The following is a 22882-nucleotide window of genomic DNA, read 5'->3' on the forward strand; positions in this document are numbered from 1 at the left end:
AGGCGGCGACGCTTACTTATCCGCCGCATTTTCCACCGCCTTCTTCAGCCGCTGCAGCATGTCCAGAGCAGTCGGAGTGAGGTCTTTCAGTTCCACGGCCAGAGGAATGAACTCCGCATCCTGCCAAGCAGCCGGAGTCGATTTCAACGGTGGACGGAAGAGCACCACCTTCGCGACTGTGATTCCGGTCTCCGCAAACTTTTGTGCCAGGACTTCCATGCCATTCGCTTTTGCTTCGGCAGCGTCACCCTGAGCGACGGCGGCGAAGTGGATCGTGCGATTGTGATTGGTGCCCACCATGGCGTGCGCCACGGACATCATCGAGGCAATGCCACTCGCGTCTGCGGCATCGTAGTCCGCCAGCACGAGGACGGTGTCTTTCTTCGCTTTCTTCCCAGGAAGCTCGGCGAGGAGATTGGCAACCGTCTGGCCTCCGGCTTCGAACTCCTGCCGCTGGATGTTGTAACCCATGTTCGCGAAGCCCATGGTGGACTCCACATAATTGCCGGCTGCATTCAGGCCGTCTGGATTCGCCAGACTGCGGTCACCGATGCCCTGCACGAAGCCCTGCACATAGCGGTCCATGTCTACGGCATTGAGCTCACGCTGCAGCATGGGCGCGAGATGTGAGGCAGCCTCCTGCGGTGCGTATTTTTTCTGGTAATAGATCCACAATGACAGCGGGACCATGAAGGCCAGGCCGAGGGGTAGGGCGATGATGAATGCCTTCACGACGCAGCCAGCCTTGACCGGTTGTTCCGTCGCTTCGGGTGAAGGGGGATTGCTGTCGCTCATGATGCCTTGTTCGCCACTTCCTCCATGTGCATCTGGGTGAGCACGGCTTCCGCGGCGCGGCGGTAGGCTCCACCTTCACCAAGGGTCGCCACCACTTCCGCGAGTCGCTTCGTGAGTGCGTTGCGTGCGGCATCATCCTTGAGCAGGGTCACGAGCGACTTGGTCACGCTCTCGGCGGTGAAGTCGTGCTGTACGAGTTCCTGCACGACGGTCTCACCTGCGAGCACGTTCACAATGCCGAGGTGCTTGATCTTCACCACGGACTTGCCCACGGCATAGGTGATGGCGTTCACCTTGTACACCAGCACGTAGGGCAGGCCAAAACAGGCCGCCTCCAGTGTGGCGGTGCCGCTGGCTACTGCGCCCACCTGCACGCGCTGCATGAGGTCATTCGCGGTGCCTACTTCGATCCAGCGGATGGCTTCCGGCAATCCTGCCGACTCCGCCATGCCGCGCATCATGTTCGCCAGACTCTGGTTCGCCGCGCTCACGGCAAACTTCACGTCAGGTACCGCGGCACGGATGAGCTTCACCGACTGGAGCATCACGGGGAAGTGACGCTTCACTTCATTCACGCGACTGCCGGGGAAGAAGCCCACGAGATTCGCCTCACGATTCCAGCCGCGACTCAGTGACTTCGTGCGGTCCACCATGGGATGGCCGGAGAAGACGGTGCGCAGACCGCTCTTTTCATAGAGGTCCTTCTCAAATGGGAAGATGCAGATCATCAGATCCAGCAGCTTCGCCATGGTCTTCACGCGACCTTTCTTCCAGGCCCAGACCTGTGGACTGATGTAGTAGATGATGGGACGGTCGAAGCCCGCCTCACGCAGCGCCTTGGCGAAGCGGAGATTGAAGCCGGGATAGTCGATGAGGATGACTGCGTCCGGCTTCTCTTCAGCCACGAGCGCGAGGGCCTCGGCCATCTTCTGCTTGAACCAGCCATACATCTTCAGCACCTCCCACAGGCCGAGTACGCCGGCCTGTTCCACCCAGTCCAGCATCTTTGCGCCGCCGCAGTTCTTCATCTGCGGGCCGCAGAACCCGGAGAACTCGATGCCGCCGTGCAGCTCCTGAAGCGCACGCATGAGCCCCGCTCCGTGCGTGTCACCGCTGACTTCACCAGCGAGGATGAAAATCTTCTTCATGGGCGGAGCGCTGCCGTGGCCTTGGCAATGTCCTCCGTAATACGAATCGCAAGATGCAGGGCATCCGTCCCTTGTTGGCCGGTCACTTTCGGCTGGGAGCCTTCGCGCACAGCATCGAGGAAGGCGGCGAGTTCCAGCTTGAGCGGCTCATCCTTTTCCACCTGCACCTCTTCGCGCGCGATGCTCATGCCCTCGCGGCGGTAAATGTGTCCGGACTGCTCCTGGTAATCGAGCGAGATGTAGCCCTCCATGTGGAAGACCTGGATCTTGCGCATCTTCTTGTCACTCACGCGGCTGGCGGTCACGTTGGCCACACAGCCATTCTCGAAACGGATGCGCGCATTGGCGATGTCTTCGCGCTTGGTCAGCACGGGCATGCCCACGGTATCCACACTCACCACCGGCGAACGCACGAGGTGCAGGATGATTTCCAGATCGTGGATCATGATGTCCAGCACGACGCCGACATCCATACTGCGGTTCGGGAACGGGGAGAGACGTGTGGACTCGATGAAGCGCGGAAGCTTGATGCGTTCCTCAAGCTGGCGCATCACGGGATTGAATCGCTCGATGTGGCCCACCTGGAGCACGAGCTTCTTCGCATCGGCCAGGGCCACGAGTTCCTGTGCTTCCTTGAGGCTGTCACTCAGCGGCTTTTCCACGAGCACGTGGCGGCCCTGTTCCAGAAGGTGACCTGCCACGGGACGATGTGCAATGGTCGGCACGGCGACAGCCACGGCATCAGTCAGCGCGGTGAGTTCCTCCAGTGTGGACACCGCCTTGGCATTGTACTGGGAAGCTAATTCCTGGGCTCGCGCCTGGTCCAGGTCATAAATGGCCGTGAGTTCCGCTCCTTCCAAAGAAGCCAGCACCCGGGCATGATTTTTTCCCATCGCGCCGACACCGGCAACACCGACCTTAATCCGTTCACTCATGGAGCGCGCACCTTGCCAACAGGGGAGGGGGAGGCAAGTGCAAATTATTGCCTCGGCGCCCTCGGCCCAAAAGACCTGTGATCAACTCAGCTCCAGCATGTGCCATCGCGCTTTGCGTCTTGGAGTGCGGTGGCAAGCGCTAAGGCGCGACACCGCTTTTGCCGGAGCCCATCAACTATAAACGGCAGACCGGCATTACTGGAACCTCTGAATGACTACACCACGAACGGCTTTACCAGTCGATGGATGGCTCGAAGTCATCCTTGACCTTCACCCGCCCGGTTTTGAAAGCGGTAAATCGCTTTCACTTGAGTTGGCGGAGCAGTCCGCTCGAACCACGAAGCAGAACACCACGGATACTCAGACGCTACCTTTACCAGGCCGTGTTTGACGGGATTCTGATGCACATAGCTGAGCCGCGCGAAGTAGGACCGCTCGTGGCTCAAGAACGTGTCCCAGTGATTGTGCCAGACTTTGCGTCCAATGGTGTTGTCGTCCTGATTGACGTACTTGCAGGTTTGCTCGTGCAAGAGTCCCACGAGACCCGGCAGTCGTGACGCAAAGTCTGAGTGTGCGCAGTGTGCTACGAAGTGGTAGTGGTTCGAAAACACGGCCCATGCCTGAAGTCGCCAACCATGATCTTGGCAGTGCTGCAAGAGTGAGTCGTGGAGCATGGCGAGACGTTGCCTGCCCTGAAAATGGTGCTGCTTGTTATAAGTGGACGCGGTGACAAAGTAGGTCCCATCTTCGAGCAAGCGATGTGGGGGAGCATGTGGCCATGGTGTGGAGTTTTTGCCATCCATGAGGGAAATCTAGTGGGCTTCTAAATCGTGGCAAGACCAGTTCCGGTTCAATCGCTCCGTTCAAAGCGGTGTCGCGCCTTAGCGCTTGCCGCCGCACTCCAAGACGCAAAGCGAGCTATGGCAGGCCGTGGAGTAGTTCGCCGGAAGGGTATGCGGACGTTTGATAGGAGCGGACTGGGGTTACTCCCCCTTCTTCTCCCCCATGCCCAGCAGGCTCACTTTGAGCTCCGCACAGCGGCGGAAGACTTCGGGCTGGTCCAGGATGAGGGTCTTGTCAGCCTCCACGGCGATGACGTCCACGCCGGCAGCGGCGGCATTGCTGATGGTGTCCGGGCCGATCACTGGCACGTCGAAACGCATGTCCTGATTGGGCTTGCTCACCTTCACCATGGTGCAGCCGCCTTTGCCGAGAGCGCCACCGCGCTTGATGCATTCATTCGTGCCTTCAAAGGCCTCCACCGCGAGCACGGTGCCTTTTTTCACCACCACGGTCTGGCCGATGTCCAGTTTGCTGGAGGCCTTGGCGATTTCGAAACCATATTGCGCATCCTCCCAGCGGCGCTGCTTGGGGTCGGGACCTGCCACCAGCCCTGGGCCGGGCATGAAGTCCTCCAGGAACGTGGTGGCCGGCAGCAGTTCGATCTCCTCCTTCTTCAGTTCATCACCAATGGCACCGAAGAGGGACTCGGCGTTCCGCTTCTTCAGCTTGGCCAGCATCATGAGCGTGCGCAGGTCGGGGCGCAGGTCGAAGAGATTCTTCGGGGCGATCTGGCCCACCATCACGGCGTGCTTGATGCCTTCCTTGTGGAAGAACTTGATCATCTTGCTGAGCTGCCCCACGCGGAACCACGCCATGGCATCCACCTGCCGCTCGAGGTCGGGGCGGGTCTCATCGATGAATCCCGCTGCCACGAGCTTCTTCACACCGGCCTTGCGGGCGGCGCTGACGAAGGTTTCGGGGTAGACGCCGTTTCCGGCGATGAGGGCGATGGATGACAGGGACACGGGGTCATTGGTCCATGGTCATGGGGCACTCGTCAACCATGTGTCACGATGAGGTTTCATCCAGACCATAGTAGCTCTGGTAAGATGCGATCCAGCCTCCTACGGACCATTCCTCGAAGTCACCCTCAGCGATGCACGCTTCAAGGTGTTCGAAAGCTCGTGGTGCCGCTTCCTCAGCGGAAGAAGACAGATAGGTCCTGGTAGCTTCCACTCCGGCACCGCAGAGCAATTGCACGTCGATGCTCCAACCAAGGTCCATATTGCGGCGTTTCGCCTGCCAGATAAGGAGCGAGTCGGCGACCTCGCCAATGGAGAAGAGTTGTACCGCAAGGCATAGGATCAATTCGTGATCCATATCCAGCCGCGTCAATTCCGCCGTGAAAGCCGCTCGAATGGCATCCCGGTCCGCGATGTCCGCAGGCAAGCTGAATTGTGCCAATGCATCCTCATCCGTCATTTCCGGTGTGCCTTCATTGCTGCATTCACCCGCTTTACCAAGGTTTCATTCAGCTCACCGGAATTTAGCGGAAGAGTGATGAGAAGCCTGAGACGAAGAGTTCCTATCTTCTTCAATTCGCCACCGTCGATTTGGTGCACGGGTTTTCCACCTACGACGATGAGGCAGTGCGCCCCTTCCTCTTTGGAGGTCATTTTTTTCAGGGCATTATTGCCTGAATTGGTGAGCCGCACACTCAGGCCTGGGCAGGGAGCGGAGCCATACTCGACTGTTGTAGCATGGATGTCATACACATCCCCCGGCATCACCAGTGGAGGGGTAACAAACCAGCCGGTAATATCTTCTTTCCCATCGACACTCTTGAAGGAAAACTCCTGCGCGTTCGGAGTAGCGGCGTCCACCGTATGGTAGATGGCAAAGGCCGGTAAAGGAACCTCCGCTGGGAGCACAAAGGCAGCGCTCCAACACAGGGCGATGAGGAGAAGACGACGCATGGTGGAATGGCCTACAGCTTGAACTTCTCTGTCTGGCTCATGAAGGCCACGGGATTGTCGAAGGCCACCTTCTGGATCATCTCCTCGTTCCAGCCACGCTTGCGCATCTCCAGCATGGTCTTCGGCGCAGCGAGGGGATCGCTCACACCCCAGTCGCAGGCGGAGTTCATCCAGATCTGTTCGCCTCTGCGAGCCTCCAGCATGTCGATCGCACGGTGCGGGGTGCACTTGCTCTCGGGATAGAGGGTGATGCCCGCCCAGAAGCCCGCATCGAGCACGAGGTCGATGGTGTGCTCCTCCACGTGGTCGATGATGACGCGCTCGGGCTTGATCTTGGAGTGGTTCTTCAGCGCATCCAGAATGAGGCGCGTGCCCTTGAGCTTGTCTTCCAGGTGCGGCGTGTGCACGAGGATGAGCTGGTCATGATCCGCCGCGATTTGGATATGCTTCTCCAGTACGATCAATTCATTGCGCGAGTTCTTGTTCAACCCGATCTCGCCAATGCCCAGCACCGTCGACTTGTTGATGAACTGCGGGATGAGCGCCATCACTTCATCTGCCAGCACGGTGTCCTCCGCTTCCTTGGGATTGATGCAGAGCCAGGTGAAGTGCTTCAGGCCAAACTTCGCCGCACGCTTCGGCTCGTATTCCGTGATCTGGCGGAAGTAATCGTAGAAGCCCTGCGGCCCCGAGCGGTCAAAGCCGGCCCAGAAGGCGGGTTCACAAATGGCCACACAGCCCGCGAGTGCGAGCTTCTCGTAGTCATCCGTCGTGCGGCTGACCATGTGGCCGTGGGGTTCGATGTAGGGCATGGAGGAAGTGAGGAGTGATGCGTTAAGTGTTATGAGTTAGGTGGGCGAATTGAGGCTGCAACCCTTAACTCCTAACCAGTAACTTCTAACCTTTGTACGCCCCGATCGCCCCCTGGGTCGTGGCCTTCGCAATGGGCTCTTCGCTGGGGTCACTGAAGCTCAGGAGCACCTCCCTGGCGCGCTGGGGCTCGTTCTTCTGCAGCAGGGTGATGGCGTGCTTCAGCGCCTGCACCCGAAAGTCACCATCCTGCCCTGAGCGCTGCACGCGATCGAGGAAGGCGGCAAGGTCGATGAGCTTGCTGCGTGAGTCCATGAAGCCCAGGTCCACGAGGTTCGTGGACTGGGGAGGTGTCCAATTCGTCATATGGGAATGGTCAGGGGTCATGGGCTGCGCGTCAAGAGGGAGCCCTCTGCTGAGCAGGAGCTGCAGCGCGAGCGCGAGTGGAGGTGGATGAGCGGGCTGCCTTGTCCAGTCGGTCCTACTTCTTGCGGACTTCGAGCTTTGTCAGGCGGATGCGTGTTTTCCCCGTGGTGGAAGCCGCCGCCAGACCGAGTTGGGCGAATCTTTCATTCACCGCACCATCGACCTGTACAAGGTCACTCCAGACTGGCTTGCCGTTCACCGTGAGGTCCAGGAACCCAGGTCTCATGGTGAGGGTGAAGGTGTGCTTCGCAGCGGCGTCCAGCAGGGTGGAGTGCACAGGAGCGCCCAAGCCCGTGGAGAGCACGGCGTGGGCGCCGCCTTTGTCAGTGAACACGAAACGCACGGCACCCCAGCGTCCCTTCCTCGAGGGAGGTGGATATCCGAATGTCACTGCCACCTCCGTCATTTCACCCGGGTCCTGCACTTCGAACTCGCCTGTCACTTCCACATTGGCGCCTACGCGCGCCAGGCTTGTCAAAATGCTGTGGCCAACCACGCCGCCGTGTTCCAAGGCTTTTTCAGGAGTGACCTGCCAGCCTTCGCGGCCCACCTTGATCCAGCCCAACATCTCCGCATTGGGGATGAAGTTGAGAGTTTTCCCTGCACTCAAATCCATTTCACTGGCGGTCACGGCGATGCGGTGTTCTAGGAACAACTTCCCGTTGGCAGAGAGTGCCGGTCCATCCTGGAGTGCCTTGCGGTAGAGTTCATGCGCGCGGGAGGCCTGGAAACCCTCCTCGGCCTTTTCCGCGTCACGCAGCACGGAGCCCTTGGCGGACGCATAGGCGGCGACCCGGCCGACGAACTCTTCCTTCTCCACGCCCCACTTCTCCATCAGCTTGGAGTTGGGTTTGAAGTCGAGCTTCTGCAGCCACGATTGCGCATCGGCATACTCCCCGCATTTGGCGCTGAACACAGCGGCGATTGTGCGATCCTGGGAGCGCCAGGCGGCGCGTGAGGGTTCACTCTCATAGCCCTCGAACAGCTTCCGCATCGAGGCGAAATCCTTGAACTCACGGAAGTAGTAGTCAGGCAGGTCCCATTCAGAAGCGCAATCGGCGTGCGCTATCAGGTAGAACCACGGGGCATCCGTATCAAAGCGGGCCGTGCCCAGGCAATCCCTGCCGAAGGCCTGCATCTTCTGGTGACTGCCGTACCAGCGTGGGCGGAGACCCCAGAGGACGTTGCGGTAGGTCTCTTCATGATCCGCATGCACGCTGACGGCTTCTTCGAACCAGCGACGCATGACGCCGGGTGCAGCGTCCCGGTTTTGTCCCAGTCCGGCGTACACCATGGAAGCGGCAGGACCGGCGTGCTGGGGCTTGAGCCTCCAGGCTGCGATGAGGTGATCCTGGGCCTTCTCGAGCTCGGCGCGGAAGACTTTCCTGTTGCGGTCTGTCACGGTATCCGAATAGCCGCCGCCCCGTGCCTCCCAGGCGAGATGGATGCGGTGCAGTCCGCGTGCCCACAGCTTGAGCCAGCGCTTCATGTCATTGGAGGCCTCCATGATGGGCAGCAGATCCTCGTGAAGTTCCGAGTACACATCCCTGCGATGGCCCTCGAGCAGGATCCACGCGGCGATCTGATCGTGGTGCTTGCTCAGGCCGGCGTCTTTTTCCAAAAGGGCACTCAGCGACTCCTTCACGTGCTTGACCGTGGATTCGATCGAGCTGCCCTCGGGATGCTCGGTGAGCGCGAGATCGCATGCCACCATCCAGGCGAGATGCTCCGAGCCGGGCTGCTTCGACAGTGACTCCCAGGCCTTCTGCAGCAGCGTGTACTTGCCTTCGTGATCTGTCAGGACATGACCAACCACCGCTGCGGCGACGGGATGTTTATCCGCCACCGGGACCAGATCCACGGCGAGGCTTTCCAGCTCTCGGGAGGAGGGGGCGTCCGGTGCATTGAGTTCCGCAGCGACGGCTGCCTTGGCGAAGGTCTTCCATTCTTTGCTTGGAATTACGTCAGGGACCGGTGCTGAAAGGCCCTGCACCTGCCAGGTCTGCTCCAGCCACGGCGTGAGGATGGCGCGCACGGAGTCATTGGTGAAGGCCTCCTTGCCGATTTTAATCCCCTTGCCGCCAGGTTGTGTAGAAGTGGCTGGGGAGGTGGAGTTGTCGAAGGCCGGGTACTGACTCTTCGTCCACCAGTACACGGCAGCGCCTCCGGCACAGGCGACGAGTATGGCGCAGGCCACGATGGCAAGGACACCTCCCGTGGACATGCCACGGCCCTGCCGGAGGTATTGCAGACGAGTGGGGGGAATGGGAAGCTGCATAAGGGCAAACATAAAGAGAGCGTGCGTGCAGCGTCCAGTGAAGAACAATTCGCTACGCCGCCGCGGCCCACCGTCCGACCTGCAGCATCTGGCACTCCGCTTGCGCGATGCCCCGGTCCAAGGTAGACACTCACTCGTATCTTTCCTGCTTCTTCATCCCGCCGTGCCCTCGTCCTCCCATCTCACTCCCGCTGAACTTCGCCGCTATGCCCGCCACCTTTCCATGCCCGAGTTTGGGGTGGAGGCGCAGGAAAAGCTGAAGGCAGCCCGGGTGTTGTGCATTGGCGCGGGTGGATTGGGATCTCCAGTCACCATGTACCTTGCCGCGGCGGGCGTGGGTACCATCGGCATCATCGATGCGGATGTGGTGGAGGAGTCGAATCTGCAGCGCCAGCTCCTGCATGGCACGTCTGATGTGGGGCGCACGAAGCTGGAGTCGGCGCAGAAGCGGCTCCATGACATCAATCCCAATGTGCAGGTGGAGTTGCACCCGCTGCGCTTCACCAGTGAGAATGCCATGGACCTCGTGGCGAAGTATGACGTGGTGATCGATGGCACGGATAACTTCCCCACGCGTTACCTGAGCAATGACGTGTGTGTGTTCCTGAAGAAGCCGAATATCTACGGCAGCATCCTGCGCTTTGAGGGGCAGTGCTCTGTGTTCGCGTCGCATCTCGAAGGGCCATGCTATCGCTGCATGGCGCCGCAACCGCCGCCTCCGGGGCTGGTGCCATCGTGTGCAGAAGGCGGTGTGCTCGGTGTGCTGCCCGGACTTATCGGCACCATGCAGGCGACGGAAGCCATCAAGCTCATCACGGGCATCGGCCAGCCACTGGTGGGCCGCCTTTTGCATGTGGATACGCTGAGCATGAAGTTCCGCACCTTCAACCTGCGCCGCGATCCCGAGTGCCCCGTGTGCGGCGATCATCCCAGCATCATCGAGCCCATCGACTACGAGGGCTTCTGCGGACTGCCTTCCCCCAAATCCATGAGCACCGAAACGAAAGACGCCATCCCCGCCATGACCGTGCAGGAACTCCAGGAACTCCGCGAGAGCGGCGCACCCTTCACCCTGCTGGATGTGCGCGAGGCGTTTGAGCGCGACATCGCCATCATCGAAGGCGCGGAGCACATTCCTCTGGGTCAGCTTGGTGAGCGACTCGAAGAGATTCCCCGGGACAAAAAGCTGGTGGTGCACTGCAAGTCCGGAGGCCGCAGCGCGAAGGCCGTGGGCCTGCTGCGTGAGGCTGGCTTCGACGATGTGTGGAACGTGACTGGCGGGATCAACGCGTGGTCGAAGGAGATTGATCCGAGCGTGGCGTTGTATTGAGAGGCCGCCCCAGAAACCCTTCTTGCCACCCACGCTCTGTCCAGAGAGCGATGATCTTTCGCTGACCGTCCGGAGCTTCTTCAACAAGGTGCATGCCCATGGCCTTGGCGTAGGGACAGAGAAGGTATTTGTGGCCAGCCACCGCATTGAATGGGAGGGGGGCGTACGGTTTCGGCCTGTCCTCAAGTTCAGGCTGTATCACCGTGGCACCTGGTGGAATGCGGAAGAAGTTGCACACCGAAGCGTGGGCAACGGGTTGGCCGTTGATGGAACGTACCAGCGTCTCCCAGTCGGACCACATTCCTTCCTTGCCGTACTCTTGTGCAATCAAAAGCGCATGCGGTTGACTGCGCGGGACGTTGCGAAACGCACCGGGGGAGGTGCAACTGGAGAGCAAGGTACAGATAATGGACGCCAGTACGAAGGCGACGCCGAAATGCCCTGGGCACTGTAAGTGGCCATGCATTGTCGATGATGCGGGCGCCATATAGTCTGAATCATGCTGCCTACTTGGACGCAGGGGAACGCTCATCCGGGCCCCGAAAATGAGCGGATTTCTCTGTCAGCTCCTTCTTGATATTGTCGACACCCTTTCTACCAGCCTTGACGATCTCATTCCAGATCTTGCCTGCATCGTCCTTGTTGCTCCCCAAGGAACGCAAGATGGCGTCAGACAGTTCCACTCCTTCCTTGGTATGGAGGTCATAAGCGTGAAATCCGCGAGGAATTGCGCTCGCCGCGAGCATTGCTACAGCGTCTTGTAAGTGCGAATCATTGATGGGGACATGAGAGCGAACGATGTAGAAGGTTGCCCAAAAAAGTACCCCCTCCACATCATCTCGATTTACCTCAACGGACTGGAAGTACCCCAGCATCTTTTCCCCAAACTCCTTGCTGCTTTGTCTCAAGCCGGGAGTGTCGATGTATGCTTTTACCGCTTGGATGGCGGCGTCACTGCCTTTTTCAGACTCCACCTTGAGGAATTCGATGGACTTGCTGACTAAATCAGAGGCCAGTAGTTCATCCAATTTCTTGGCGTAGAATTCGGCCTGTGCGTAGTCTTTTTTGCTGAGTGCCAGCGCGAGCTCGTCGTAGCGAGTTTTTGCCGCGGCGAGGTCGACACCCTCGAGTGCCTTCTTCGCGTTGGAGAGGTCTACTTCAGTGAGCTTGTTCTTGAACCCATCCCAGTCGAGCTTTTCCACGCTGGCCAGTGCTCCCCGGGTGAGTTCCCTGGCCTTTGCAACGAGTGACGTTTCACCGGAAGAAGTCGAAGAGTCTCCTGAAGCCGACGGTGCCTTGCTTTCACCACAGGACGAAAGCATGAGTGCTGCAAGAAGCCACAGAGAGAAGGTTTTACTTTTCATCAAGTAATGGAGTAACGACGCATCAGACACGGTCTGAAAGGAGTATGTTCAACTCCGCGATAAACAATGCTGTCCTTTGGTGACAAGAACCAGTGGCCGGAGACATCAATGATTGATCCGAGGAGACCATTGCCATGCCCATGTGTCGCATCTCAAAAATCCGCCTTCGGCTTCCCAATGATCAGCACATATGCTTTCACCGCACGGTCCTGCACAAGGGCTGCCCTGCCCGAAGGTGGCTGGGGGAGACCTGCGTAAGCGCGGGAGGAGATGAAGCAGGCGTAGTCATCCATGCGGTAGCCAATGCCCAGACCCTTGCTGATGGCATGAAAAATCTCGCGGAAGGTCATGTCCTCGCCCTGGAGCGTGATTTTCGAAGTCAGCTGGGCAGGAGTCAGGCGTGAGGTGTCCAGCACCACGTTGATGGGGGTGTCGTCATACCACAGTTTTCGCGACGCATTGCGGAGGTAGTCCAGCGCCTCTCGCAATGTCAGATCTTGTATGTCCACCTTTCTGAGGACAAACTGCACTTCTTGATGTGCGGACGCGGTGAAGAACCCGCAACTGCAAGCCAGCAGCAAGATGACGGCAATGCCAAGCCGCAGCAGGCGGGAAGGCATCTTCAATGCGGGAGTCATGGCGTTGGGATCACAGAGTCTGCTCCACTCGCTCATGTGGCGCTGTACTGAGCTTCAGCCGAGCCCAGTACAGCGCCGCAGTGGTAAGGGCTACTTGCCGGTGCGTATTCCGCGGCCCTGGTTTTCGGACTTGTCCTTGGAATGCACGAGCTCCGGGTGTTCCTTTCTCAATGAGTGGTCGTCCGAGTCCTCGACCTTCGAGGTTCTCTTGGCGCCCATTTGAAGTTCTCCACGCTCGGTGCCTCGGGGGCGGACACCTAACATGTCCCGCACATGGACGTGTTGCTGGTCGCCGGGTCCCTGGACCTGAGGCGCCTGCTGGCCGACGATCTGTCCCGGCACTTGGGGAAGCTGGGGCAGCATCGACTCGGTCTTCATTCTCTCGTTGAAGTTCCCCAAGTCGACCTTGTCCTGTGCCGCAATCTTTTGGGCACGCAGATCCCGGAGTTCGTCGAGGAGCTTCACCCGCTCATTGTTTACCTTGGCCAGCGGGTCGTTGCCCCTCGTGCTGAAGAAGGACTTCAGACGGTCTCCTCTGCTGGGATTGTTCCGAAGATGGTCAATTTTGTTCTCCAATTCCCTCACGCGCTCCGATTTCTCCTGAATCTTCTCAGTGAGAGCGGTGACTTCCTTGGAGGCGTTTTTGAGGGACTGGTTTCTGGCATCCATGCACTGGGCCATGTTCTGCCTGAGCTGACCGGCATTCAGCTTGTTCAGCTCCGTGCTCATCTCGGTCATCTCCTGCTGGGTGTAGAAATGCTCCACGACCTGGCCGTTCTGATCCACCTCATGGGTGCTGGTCACCGCCTGTTGCAGGGCCTGCTGGTTCTGCTGCATGTACTCGAGGCCATCAATGGCTCCCATGAGAAGGTTTGCCGCAAACTGCTTCCTCTCTTCCGGACCCAGTTGTGCCAGGGCATCCTTCTCCTGCTTGGACATGAACGAGTCAAATCCTGGCTCGACCACCGTGTTCATGGTCGCCTTGAAGGGGCACTCTTTGATCAGTTTGGCCTTGTCCTTTTGGCTGGTGTTGATCATGTCCTCAAGCGCCTTGTCGAACGCTTCGGGGCTCTTCGTGACCTCCTCCAGGTAGGTCCTCATTTTCTCCAGGCTGCGGGCAGCATTGGCCTCGCCAACTCGCGGGATGGGGTTGTCAGGCGTGGGATCCGTAACGTCGCTGCTGTAGTCGATGACCGACAGCTTGCCTGACTCAGGCGAGTACATGAGGTTGGAGACATTCGCCTTGTATCCCACGGACTCTTGCACGCCCAAGTGGTCTGAGAGACCCAAAGCGATGGAAGGAGCCATGGCGCGCCCGAGTGTCTGGGGGAACTCCTCACTCCTGAGGAGCGCCAGCTTGTCCTTGGTCGGCAGACGGTTGGCCTGCTGGCCTTCCGCGAACTCCATGACCATGATCCCGCTGTCACTGCCTCCGCTGGCGATGCTGTTGAAGGCCTTTTGCGTATCCTCGAAGCCTGTGCGCTGACCTTCAGGCGTCTGGGAGAGGTTGCCCAGCGTGGTGTTGATCTGGCCTACCAGATTTGGATCTCCCTGGAGGGAGCCGGAGTCGTACACCGTCACGCGTGGCGCCACGAAGGGCTGCGGTCCCTGGGCGTTCTTGAAGAACTCGTCCATGACCTGGCCGCACTTCTCGGCGACTTTCACCGTGGCGTTGTTCTCGATCTTGATCGCCCCACCCACGGGGAGATTGTCTCCCGGAAGCACCAGGATGGCGCCCACAGCACCGGATTCGGAGTGTTTGATTTGGGATCCCGCGCCAAGAAGGGTGTCGAGCGAGTTCTGGGGGCCTGTGGGAGGGATGATGGCTGGCGCGAACTTGCGATTCTTGTTCAGTTCAATGGCTCTGTTCCTCGACTCAGTGGTTTCTGGGGTTTCAGGCATGGGTCGTAAGGGGGGGATTGGACTTGATTCCGTTTTTGGGCTCGAAGAGGAAACTGAGGCGAACCTAAGTTTGTATTCGGGTATAGCCGAAGAACGTTACGATTTCGCCTGCATTGTTTGGTGAAATTCAATGCCTCTCCCTTTTGGAGATGGTCCAAGTGAAGTGCGAGCCGCTGCTCCTGCGTGCCGGGGTCTTAGCAAGAAAGTTTGTTCAACGCCGCAATGAATGACGCCATGGCTCCCGACGAAGCCACCGTGCGCACGTGATTCCAGAAGGTCCAGGTGACGAGGTAATCCGCCCAAAGCTTCGCCCCCTCCGCGCTCGCAGCGTCGACGGCATCGAGTGCATTGTTGCGCGGGACATTGAAGATCATGGTGAAGACAAAGCTGCCCACGAAATACAACACACTGCCCGCGAGCAGCCAGGTCATGGCCGAGGGCGGGCGTTGCACGAACGCGAGCACCGTCATGAAAACACACAGCAATGCCGTGCCGATGAAGAGCGGGATGAACCACGGATTGATGATCACCACATTGATGGACTGCATCGCCGCAATGCCCTTCTCCGGCGGCAGCTTCCCCAGCGCCTTCATGATAAACGTGGAAAACGCAAAGAAGATGCCTGCGACAAGCCCGCTGCCCAATGCCGCAATGAAAGTGGTGGTGTAGAGGAGACTGCTCATGGCGATGTGTGGCCATGATAGTGGCGGGGCAGGGGAGTGTCTCGTGCGAAGCGACTCACTTTAATGTGAGCGGTGGAATGGGATTGGGTGCTGCAAATCCAGAGCTTGATCTGGGCAGATGCATACCCGGGAAGCCCTACGCCGCAGGCGTTGTACATTGTCTAGCCCAAGGTCAGCTCGCGAAGCGAGCGCCACCTTGGGTGGAGCATCAAGCATTTGGAACGCTGAAAGCGTTCAACAAAAATGCCGCATCGACTTCGTCACGAATCCTCGGCGAAGGGCTGGTTTGTTGAACGCTTTCAGCGTTCCCTGCTATCGTACATCACCCAGGGTGGCGCCTGCTTCGCAGGCTGACCGCTGGGCTGGGCATGTACAACACCTTCGGTGTAGAACTGCGAAAATGCGCTCGGAGTACGTGGTGCAGCGGTCTCCGGAGCTCTCTTGTAGTCAGCCTTCTTTTCCCTTCAATGGCGGCTTGCCCACCCGAATCGCCAGAATGCGCGACTCCCCGCCACCCGTCAGCTCCAGCGTGTGCTTCTCATTCGCCAGTCCTTGCAATAGGAGGACACGCGTCTCCACAGACGGCTCCACCACCATCGGCGCCTGAAACGTATCCATGAACCATGGGACGACGCTCCACTTCACGGTGAACTTCTCCGGCACGGGCTTCAGGCCCGCCATTCCCATAGGAAAGGCCACACCCCAATCCTCCGGCTCGATCACGATGCGGCCTGACTTTGAAACAAACTTCTGATCGCTGCGGCCTTCACCATCCGCTCCCGTCTTCGAACCGGAAAGCGTGAAGGAGAAGAGCTTGTCATCCGCGCCTTCCTTCTTCACTTCCATGGTCCAGTCCTCGATGAGAGGCAACTTCTCCGCGTGCAGCGGCATGATGACCGGCCAGTGACCACCGGGCTTGGCCACGGCCCGGGTGAAGCCGTAGAGCTGCTTCAGCTCGGAAGGTTTCTTCCCATCAATGCTCACCTGTACCGGCGTTGCATTGGCGCCTGCTGCCACGATGAGCTCCACCACGCTGCCTTCGAAATCGAGCCCGAGCTTGCCGTCCTTCCAGGACACATCCTTGCCCACGACGTAATCCTTCGTCCACGCCTCCGCGGGTGAGGGGCCAAGCTTCGGATCATGGCGCAGATAGGAAATCACAGCGGCGGCCATCACGGCTTCACCCTTTTCATTGAGATGCACTGCGTCCGTCAGCAGTGCCTGAGGCTCCAGCTTGTGCTGCGTGAGGTGGTTCTTCCAGATGGTGCGCTGGTCACAGAACTCCGTTTGGTAGTTACGCGAGATCTGCGGCAGCCAGTTGAAGTTCATGAACCCATTCCAGTTCCCTCCATTGATCCGGTTCTTGTCGGGATCCATCTCCTCGATAAGCTTGTCCTTCGCGCCGAGATGATCGTTCTGCTGCAGGATCTCCGCCGTGGTGCGCTCGCGGACATGGCGGATGATGTCCTCATATTTGTCATGTGCTCCGAACACGTGGAAGATCACCAGGTCAGGCTGGAAGGGATAGAGGTCTGTCTCCGCGGTGCGTGAGAGTAGTTGTGAGGCGTACCCGCTGAGCGCGCGGTTCTCCGAGATGATGTTCGCATTCGGGAAACGCTTCTTCAGGTCCTCGACCACCAGCTTCGTCCACTTCTGCGCCGTGATGCTCTGGCCATAGAAGAGGATGCGAACCGTGTTCTTCTTCTGCGGCGTGCTCTCCGCGAGGAGTCGCATGGTGCGCTGGATGTTCTTGCCACGCTGGGAGGCATCGCCGGTGTCGATAGTTTCAGCGGCTGGAGCAGTGTTGCCAGCCAGGAGCGAGAATGCAAAACTGGCAACGCAGATTAAGGCGAAGCGTGATGTAGGCATCGCCCCTTCTACCAGAACTCCCGGGATTTCGTGAACTGGTTTCTCCTTCAATTTGGAGAATCACTTCAATAGGTTCTTGAGGAGATGCTTCTCGATAGGACCATCTCCCTGCAACCAGATGTGAGTGTCCGATAGTGAGGTGACACGAGGAGCTTGCAAGTACCCGCCATGAGCATCTTTCGGACGGTATCTTGGCGCATCCAGGGAGCCCCATTTCCAGTTTCCGTCGTGTTCCTTATAGAAGAGGAGAAATACTTCATCGGGATAAGCTGTGGTGCCATCTTCAATGACCAAGACGGTGTGATGCGTGGTGCTCACATGGATGGCCAGACTGTCGTTCGCCCGGTGGTACGTTGCGAATTCTGATTCATCGGTGGAGGGGTCGATCAGCGATGAAGGAAATGTGCCGACGAGCGTTCCTGTATTGTCGCGGAGTTCATAGATGGACTCTGTCCGCTCGCCATTGACTTCAGGGCGGAAGGTGGATTCTGGAGCGCATTCTTTTCCTGCGATGTGTCTCAGTTCCCAACCTTGTTCCAATGGCACGACTGTTACCGGATAGGTGAACTTTCCGTTGTAAACGGGCTTCCTGACGGTTGGCCGTGTCTGACATCCTGATAGGCTCACAGCAATCAGGGCGAAGGTGAGGGCTTGGAAGATTCTCAGGCGACTGAGGAGTGTTGGAGACATTGCCCAGCTCTTTCGATGGTGCGTGATGGTAGTCAAACCAGAGACACTGGCTGCGGACGTATTTATGCAACGATGTGCACGAATCCCCCCTCCGCCAGCATGACCTGGCACGGTGGGTGGCATTGCGACTGCTGAATGCAGAGGCGTGCGCCGCACTGCGAACATCAACCCGCAGGGCGGCATTTCTGGAACTCCAATACCCACCGAACATGCCCGAAGTAAAACTGGAAGCTCACAAGGACGGCGACGTGCTCGTCGATTACGAACAGAAGGTCTTTGAAGACGTGAAGGCCAATCCCGGCGAGAAGGCACTCGTGACCTTCCACGGCGTGGCGTTCGAAGGCTCCATCGGCCTGGTGAATACCCTCAATGCCACCCGCCTGCTGCGGAAGGGCTACGAGACTTCCATCCTGCTGTATGGCCCTGGCGTCACGCTCGGATTCCAGCGCGGCTTCCCCACGCTGGGTGATGAGGCCTTCCCCGGCCACCTCTTGGTGAACAAGCGTCTCGCCACCTTCATGGCGGAGGGAGGCAAGATCTATGCCTGCCGCTTCTCCACCCAGGCCCTCTACGGCCAGACGGAGAAGGCCTTCATCCCCGGCATCATCCCCATCAACCCGCTGGATGTGCTGGACTGCATCCTCCTGCATCAGCGCGCGAATGCGGTGATGATCCACTCCTGGAACCTCTAACACGTCGAAGCCATGTCAATCATCCGAGCCGCCGCGGTACAAATCGCCCCGGATCTGACAAGCTGCGAAGGCACGGTGGACCGCGTCTGCCGTGCCATCGCGGAGGCCGCCGGGAAGAAGGTCGCGCTGGCGGTCTTCCCGGAGACGTTCATCCCCTACTACCCGTACTTCTCCTTCGTGGAGCCTGCGGTGAGCATGGGGAAGGAGCACATGCGGCTCTATGAGAATGCCGTGGAAATCCCCGGCTGGGTGCCGGAAATCCTCTCCCAGCAGGCGGCGAAGTACGGCATGGTGCTGGTGGTGGGGGTGAATGAGCGTGAGCACGGTTCGCTCTACAACACCCAGCTCATCTTCGATGCGGATGGCAGCCTGCTGCTGAAGCGTCGCAAGATCACACCCACCTACCATGAGCGCATGGTCTGGGGTCAGGGCGATGGATCCGGGCTGAAGGTGGTGCAGAGCGAGGTGGGCCGCATCGGCGCGCTGGCCTGTTGGGAGCACTACAACCCGCTCGCCCGCTTCTCCCTCATGGCGCAACACGAGCAGATCCACTGCGCGCAGTTCCCCGGCTCCATGGTGGGGCCCATCTTCCGCGACCAGATCGAGGTGACCATCCGGCACCATGCCCTGGAGAGCGGCTGCTTCGTGGTGAATGCCACGGGCTGGCTCACGGATGAGCAGGTGAACTCCATCTCGCCCGACCCGAAGATGCGCAAGGCCCTGCGCGGCGGCTGCTACACGGCCATCATCTCGCCTGAGGGCGTGCCCATAACTGAACCAATTACCGAAGGAGAAGGCATGGCGATTGCTGACCTCGACTTCGATCTCATCACCAAGCGCAAGCGGATGATGGATTCCGTGGGCCACTACTCCAGGCCCGACCTGCTTTCCCTACGCGTTCATCGCGAGCCCTACACGCAGACCATTCCTCCTTTCCAGAGCCAACTCCAATCCCGTTCCGAAGATGTCACAACGTCTCAGCCTCAACTCACCGCAGGACGTGAGCTCCTTCCAGACCTCGGTGCAGACGCACAAGCAACTGCTGGCGTCTGAGCTGCAGTCGCAAGGCATCCGCATGGTGGATGAGGCTGCGTCCTCAGCCAGCCGCCGTGGAGGAGCCGGTCCCAGTGACCACAAGGCCATCACCCTGCTGGGCACCACCATCATGGTGCCCATCCACACACGCCCGGCACACCAGTCCATCTTCACCGCCGACCCGCCGGATACCTCAGGCAAGTCCATGCTCTACCGCAATGGCGTACCGGAAGCGCCGCTACAATTCCCGCCTCAGCCGAAGTTCTACGGGCTGAGCACGGCGGATGGCATCCCTTATTGGAAGATCGGCCAGCTTCACTCGCACAACGTCCTGGCAACGACGGTCCTGCAGACCTGCATCCGCTATGGGAACAGCGACACGAAGTGCCAGTTCTGCGCCCTCGGCGAATCGCTGCGTGCAGGCCGCACGATTTCGAAGAAGTCGCCCGCGCAACTCGCGGAAGTGGCGGAAGCAGCGATGAGACTGGATGGTGTCGAGCAGGTGGTGCTCACCACCGGCACACCGCCTACGGAAGATCGCGGTGCCGCCGTGCTGGTGGAGGTGGCGCAGGCCATCAAGGAGCGCACCGGTCTGGCCATCCAGGCGCAGTGCGAGCCGCCGGCGGACTTTGTGTGGTTTGAGCGGCTGAAGGTGGTTGGCGTGGATTCGCTGGGCATGCACCTCGAAGCGTGGAGCGAGCATGTGCGGGCGCGCATCATGCCGGGGAAGGCGCAGGTGCCTGTGTCGTTTTATTTGAAGGCGTTTGAGGCTGCCGTGGCAGTCTTTGGCCGCGGCCAGGTCAGCACCTACTTGCTGGCTGGACTTGGTGATACGGTGGAGGAACTTTTGGAGGGCTCCTGGCAGCTCATCGCGCGTGGCGTGTATCCCTTCGTGGTGCCCTTCGTGCCCATCAGTGGCACACCGTTGCAGAATCAGACGCCGCCTACTGCGGAGTTCATGCGTGCCGTGCTGGAGCCGCTGGGGAATATGCTGCGCACTGCAGGCATGACCTCAGACACCGTGAAGGCAGGCTGCGCGAAGTGCGGCGCCTGCTCCTCCCTCTCCACTTTTGAGAAGGGGAACCGCGATGCCCTCGCCACCACCTCGCCCTGCGCCGTGGGCTGAGTGCTCACGCCATCCCATCATCTTTTTCTTAAGTTTCTTATTTCCATGCCGGAAGTCATTTTCACTGTTGAACTGCCCGACGGCTCGAAGCGCGAGTGCTACTCGCCCTCGACCGTGGTCTTCAATTATTTCCACAAGGGCGATGAGATGTCGCTCACGGAGTTCGTGAGCCGTAGCCGTCGCGCTCTCACGGAAGCGTCGGAGCGCGTGCGGGCCAGGTATGGCTTCGCCTGCTCTTCCGCGGCCGATCAACTGGAACAAATCGAGCGCTTCGCGCGCACCCAGCCCGAGGAGGGCACCGTGCGCATCTTGAGTATTTAAAGAAGAACAAACGCGAACATCCCTTGGTCACTTGTCATGAGCCAGCCTCCTACTGAATCCATCACCGGCATCGTGCCGCCCCCTGCGCTGCCCACGCACTATCCCGTCATCATCATTGGTGGAGGCCAGGCCGGTCTTTCCATGAGCTACTGCCTGAAGGAACGCGGCATGCCGCACCTTGTCTTCGAGCGCGATCGCATCGGTGAATCCTGGCGCACGAAACGCTGGGACTCCTTCTGCCTCGTCACGCCGAACTGGCAGTGCAAGCTGCCCGGCTTCAACTACTCCGGCTCGGATCCGCATGGTTTCATGAAGAAGGATGAGATCGTGACCTACATCGAGGAATACGCGAAGTCCTTCCAGCCACCGCTGCATGAAGGCGTGACGGTGAACCGCCTGAAGAAGAATGATGCTGGTGTCTTCGAACTCAGCACCACCATTGGTGAATACACCGCGGACCAGGTGGTGATCGCCACTGGTGGCTATCAGGATGGCAAGACGCCCCGCATCGCGGAGCGTTTCTCGGAAGATATCTTTCAGGTGCACTCCAGCGACTACAAGAACGGTAGCATGTTGCCACCTGGTGAAGTGCTCGTCGTGGGCTCAGGCCAGTCCGGCTGCCAGATTGCCGAGGACCTGCATCTCGAAGGAAGAAAAGTGCATCTTTGCGTGGGCAGCGCGCCTCGCACGGCGCGACGATATCGCGGACGCGATGTGGTCGACTGGCTCCATGACATGGGCTACTACAACAAGCCAGTGCATGAGCATCCGCTGAAGGAACGCGTGCGGGCCAAGGCGAACCACTATGTCACCGGTCGCGATGGCGGCAGGGACATTGACCTGCGCAAGTTCGCCACGGAGGGCATGCAGCTCTACGGCCGGCTCCTGGAGATCAAGCAGGGCAAGCTCACCTTCGGTGATGACCTGAAGCAGAATCTCGACCGCGCCGATGAAGTGGCGAACAGCATCAAGGCCACCATCGACAAGTACATCCACTCCATGCACATCACCGCGCCCTCGGAGGAACCCTACAAGCCGTTGTGGGTACCGGAGGAGCCGGTGAAGGAACTGGAAATCGCGAACTCCGGCATCACTTCCATCGTCTGGTGTGTGGGATTCACAGCGGACTACAGTTGGATGGAGGTTCCCATCTTCGATGGCAAGGGCTATCCCAGCCACCAGCGGGGGGTGTCCACGGTGCCCGGCATCTACTTCCTTGGCCTGCCCTGGCAGTACACGTGGGGCTCAGGTCGCTTCTCCGGCGTGGCGCAGGATGCGCGCTATCTCGCAGGCTACATCGAGGCCCGCCACACGGCGCCACAGCCAGGTACCACACGCGGACTGAATGAGCTTGCGCTGGGTTCCTGAGACGCCGCTTGGCACGCACTCTGCATTCATTTCATCCAGTCATCAGCCACCACCCTCATGCTGTTCGATCCCTATCCCGAATACCGCCCGCGCGATTTCATCTTCAAGATCGCGGAGACTCCTGCGGAGTTGGATGGCTACTGGCGACTGAGACGTCAGGTCTTCTGTGAGGAGCAGCATGTGTTTCACGATGGTGATGATCGCGATGCCATTGATGACCACGCCATCCCCATCATCTGCGCCACCTTGGTGGCCGGCATGGTGGATGACGTGGTGGGCGTGGTGCGCATCGATGAACGCCAACCACGCCTGTGGTATGGCAGTCGTCTGTGTGTGGACACCGCCTTCCGTCGTCTCACGCAACTCAGCCCCGGCGTGAGCGTGCGGAACCACCAGCCCGTGTACAAGGGCTTTGGCGCCCTCGGTGCCGGACTCATCTACAAGGCAGTTTCCACCGCAAATGCCATCGGCTGTGAAACCTTCCTCGCGGATGTGCAGGAGCAGAATGAGAAGTTCTTCCAGCGCCTGCACTGGACGAAGCTGGGCGAGCGCACGCTTCATGGCCTGCGTCACATTCACATGACCGCGGAGCTCAGCCACTACCCGCCTGCGGAGATGGTGGCGTGAGTTCAGCATGCTGAAGCAACGATTGGTTAGAGGCGCAACTCTTCCACTTGAACCATGCCGCTGGGCCAATTTGCATGTGGGATCGA

General features: G+C 59.4%; 22 protein-coding genes. 7 read left to right on the top strand and 15 right to left on the bottom strand.

Annotation, left to right across the window (positions count from 1 at the left end):
• Nucleotides 1–12: 12 nt before the first annotated feature.
• The 9 genes from G5S37_RS06085 to G5S37_RS06130 all read right to left on the bottom strand — a co-directional run bounded on the left by G5S37_RS06085 (nucleotide 13) and on the right by G5S37_RS06130 (nucleotide 9163).
• The gene (locus tag G5S37_RS06085) at nucleotides 13–795 is read right to left on the bottom strand and encodes a hypothetical protein (protein ID WP_165201808.1); all 783 of its coding nucleotides are present in this window, start codon (nucleotides 793–795) and stop codon (nucleotides 13–15) included.
• Nucleotides 792–1943: a lipid-A-disaccharide synthase gene (gene lpxB / locus G5S37_RS06090; protein ID WP_165201810.1), complete on the bottom strand. Its 1152-nt coding sequence runs from the start codon at nucleotides 1941–1943 to the stop codon at nucleotides 792–794. Before lpxB ends, G5S37_RS06085 begins: the two co-directional genes overlap by 4 nt.
• On the bottom strand, nucleotides 1940–2878 hold the full coding sequence (locus tag G5S37_RS06095) for a Gfo/Idh/MocA family oxidoreductase (protein ID WP_165201812.1): 939 nt from the start codon (nucleotides 2876–2878) through the stop codon (nucleotides 1940–1942). The genes lpxB and G5S37_RS06095 overlap by 4 nt, the downstream gene beginning before the upstream one ends.
• Nucleotides 2879–3861: 983 nt before the next feature.
• Entirely contained in the window at nucleotides 3862–4686 is an 825-nt protein-coding gene (gene lpxI / locus G5S37_RS06105) for a UDP-2,3-diacylglucosamine diphosphatase LpxI (RefSeq protein WP_165201814.1), read from the bottom strand.
• 43 nt (nucleotides 4687–4729) lie between these two features.
• Nucleotides 4730–5143, bottom strand: coding sequence for a hypothetical protein (locus tag G5S37_RS06110; RefSeq protein ID WP_165201816.1), 414 nt, complete (start codon nucleotides 5141–5143; stop codon nucleotides 4730–4732).
• On the bottom strand, nucleotides 5140–5637 hold the full coding sequence (locus tag G5S37_RS06115; RefSeq protein WP_165201818.1) for a hypothetical protein: 498 nt from the start codon (nucleotides 5635–5637) through the stop codon (nucleotides 5140–5142). The genes G5S37_RS06110 and G5S37_RS06115 overlap by 4 nt, the downstream gene beginning before the upstream one ends.
• Before the next feature lie 11 nt (nucleotides 5638–5648).
• Nucleotides 5649–6449, bottom strand: a complete 801-nt coding sequence (locus G5S37_RS06120) for a TatD family hydrolase (protein ID WP_165201820.1) — start codon at nucleotides 6447–6449, stop codon at nucleotides 5649–5651.
• Nucleotides 6450–6534: 85 nt separating this feature from the next.
• Nucleotides 6535–6834, bottom strand: coding sequence for a hypothetical protein (locus G5S37_RS06125; RefSeq protein WP_240914810.1), 300 nt, complete (start codon nucleotides 6832–6834; stop codon nucleotides 6535–6537).
• A gap of 94 nt (nucleotides 6835–6928) precedes the next feature.
• Nucleotides 6929–9163 carry a hypothetical protein gene (locus tag G5S37_RS06130; protein WP_206026539.1) on the bottom strand — a complete coding sequence of 745 codons (2235 nt, stop codon included), beginning with the start codon at nucleotides 9161–9163 and terminating at the stop codon, nucleotides 6929–6931.
• A 151-nt stretch (nucleotides 9164–9314) separates the two neighbouring features.
• On the opposite strand from G5S37_RS06130, the gene moeB reads away from it, so the two are divergent.
• Entirely contained in the window at nucleotides 9315–10481 is a 1167-nt protein-coding gene (gene moeB / locus G5S37_RS06135; RefSeq protein ID WP_240914811.1) for a molybdopterin-synthase adenylyltransferase MoeB, read from the top strand.
• A gap of 506 nt (nucleotides 10482–10987) precedes the next feature.
• On the opposite strand, the gene G5S37_RS06140 is transcribed toward moeB, so the two are convergent.
• The 6 genes from G5S37_RS06140 to G5S37_RS06165 form a co-directional block, all read right to left on the bottom strand.
• Nucleotides 10988–11845, bottom strand: coding sequence for a hypothetical protein (locus G5S37_RS06140; protein ID WP_165201826.1), 858 nt, complete (start codon nucleotides 11843–11845; stop codon nucleotides 10988–10990).
• Between the two features lie 152 nt (nucleotides 11846–11997).
• Nucleotides 11998–12483 carry a hypothetical protein gene (locus G5S37_RS06145; RefSeq protein WP_165201828.1) on the bottom strand — a complete coding sequence of 162 codons (486 nt, stop codon included), beginning with the start codon at nucleotides 12481–12483 and terminating at the stop codon, nucleotides 11998–12000.
• A gap of 90 nt (nucleotides 12484–12573) precedes the next feature.
• Entirely contained in the window at nucleotides 12574–14385 is a 1812-nt protein-coding gene (locus G5S37_RS06150; protein ID WP_165201830.1) for a hypothetical protein, read from the bottom strand.
• Between the two features lie 194 nt (nucleotides 14386–14579).
• Entirely contained in the window at nucleotides 14580–15068 is a 489-nt protein-coding gene (locus tag G5S37_RS06155) for an anthrone oxygenase family protein (RefSeq protein WP_165201832.1), read from the bottom strand.
• 447 nt (nucleotides 15069–15515) lie between these two features.
• Nucleotides 15516–16937 (bottom strand): SGNH/GDSL hydrolase family protein, encoded by a 1422-nt coding sequence (locus tag G5S37_RS06160; protein WP_165201834.1) that lies wholly within the window; start codon nucleotides 16935–16937, stop codon nucleotides 15516–15518.
• Between the two features lie 60 nt (nucleotides 16938–16997).
• On the bottom strand, nucleotides 16998–17663 hold the full coding sequence (locus G5S37_RS06165) for a hypothetical protein (protein WP_165201836.1): 666 nt from the start codon (nucleotides 17661–17663) through the stop codon (nucleotides 16998–17000).
• Nucleotides 17664–17836: 173 nt separating this feature from the next.
• Between G5S37_RS06165 and G5S37_RS06170 the strand changes: the two genes are divergently transcribed.
• The 6 genes from G5S37_RS06170 to G5S37_RS06195 all read left to right on the top strand — a co-directional run bounded on the left by G5S37_RS06170 (nucleotide 17837) and on the right by G5S37_RS06195 (nucleotide 22796).
• Nucleotides 17837–18319: an MSMEG_0572/Sll0783 family nitrogen starvation response protein gene (locus G5S37_RS06170; RefSeq protein ID WP_113956723.1), complete on the top strand. Its 483-nt coding sequence runs from the start codon at nucleotides 17837–17839 to the stop codon at nucleotides 18317–18319.
• Nucleotides 18320–18331: 12 nt separating this feature from the next.
• Entirely contained in the window at nucleotides 18332–19372 is a 1041-nt protein-coding gene (locus tag G5S37_RS06175; protein ID WP_113956724.1) for a Nit6803 family nitrilase, read from the top strand.
• The gene (locus tag G5S37_RS06180) at nucleotides 19284–20480 is read left to right on the top strand and encodes an MSMEG_0568 family radical SAM protein (protein WP_165201838.1); all 1197 of its coding nucleotides are present in this window, start codon (nucleotides 19284–19286) and stop codon (nucleotides 20478–20480) included. The genes G5S37_RS06175 and G5S37_RS06180 overlap by 89 nt, the downstream gene beginning before the upstream one ends.
• A gap of 45 nt (nucleotides 20481–20525) precedes the next feature.
• Nucleotides 20526–20801, top strand: coding sequence for an MSMEG_0570 family nitrogen starvation response protein (locus G5S37_RS06185; RefSeq protein WP_165201840.1), 276 nt, complete (start codon nucleotides 20526–20528; stop codon nucleotides 20799–20801).
• Between the two features lie 87 nt (nucleotides 20802–20888).
• Entirely contained in the window at nucleotides 20889–22169 is a 1281-nt protein-coding gene (locus G5S37_RS06190; RefSeq protein ID WP_165211400.1) for an MSMEG_0569 family flavin-dependent oxidoreductase, read from the top strand.
• Between the two features lie 57 nt (nucleotides 22170–22226).
• Nucleotides 22227–22796, top strand: coding sequence for an MSMEG_0567/Sll0786 family nitrogen starvation N-acetyltransferase (locus G5S37_RS06195; protein WP_165201842.1), 570 nt, complete (start codon nucleotides 22227–22229; stop codon nucleotides 22794–22796).
• Nucleotides 22797–22882 lie beyond the last annotated feature (86 nt).

This window comes from Roseimicrobium sp. ORNL1 (assembly GCF_011044495.1).
Taxonomy (GTDB): Bacteria; Verrucomicrobiota; Verrucomicrobiia; order Verrucomicrobiales; family Verrucomicrobiaceae; genus Roseimicrobium.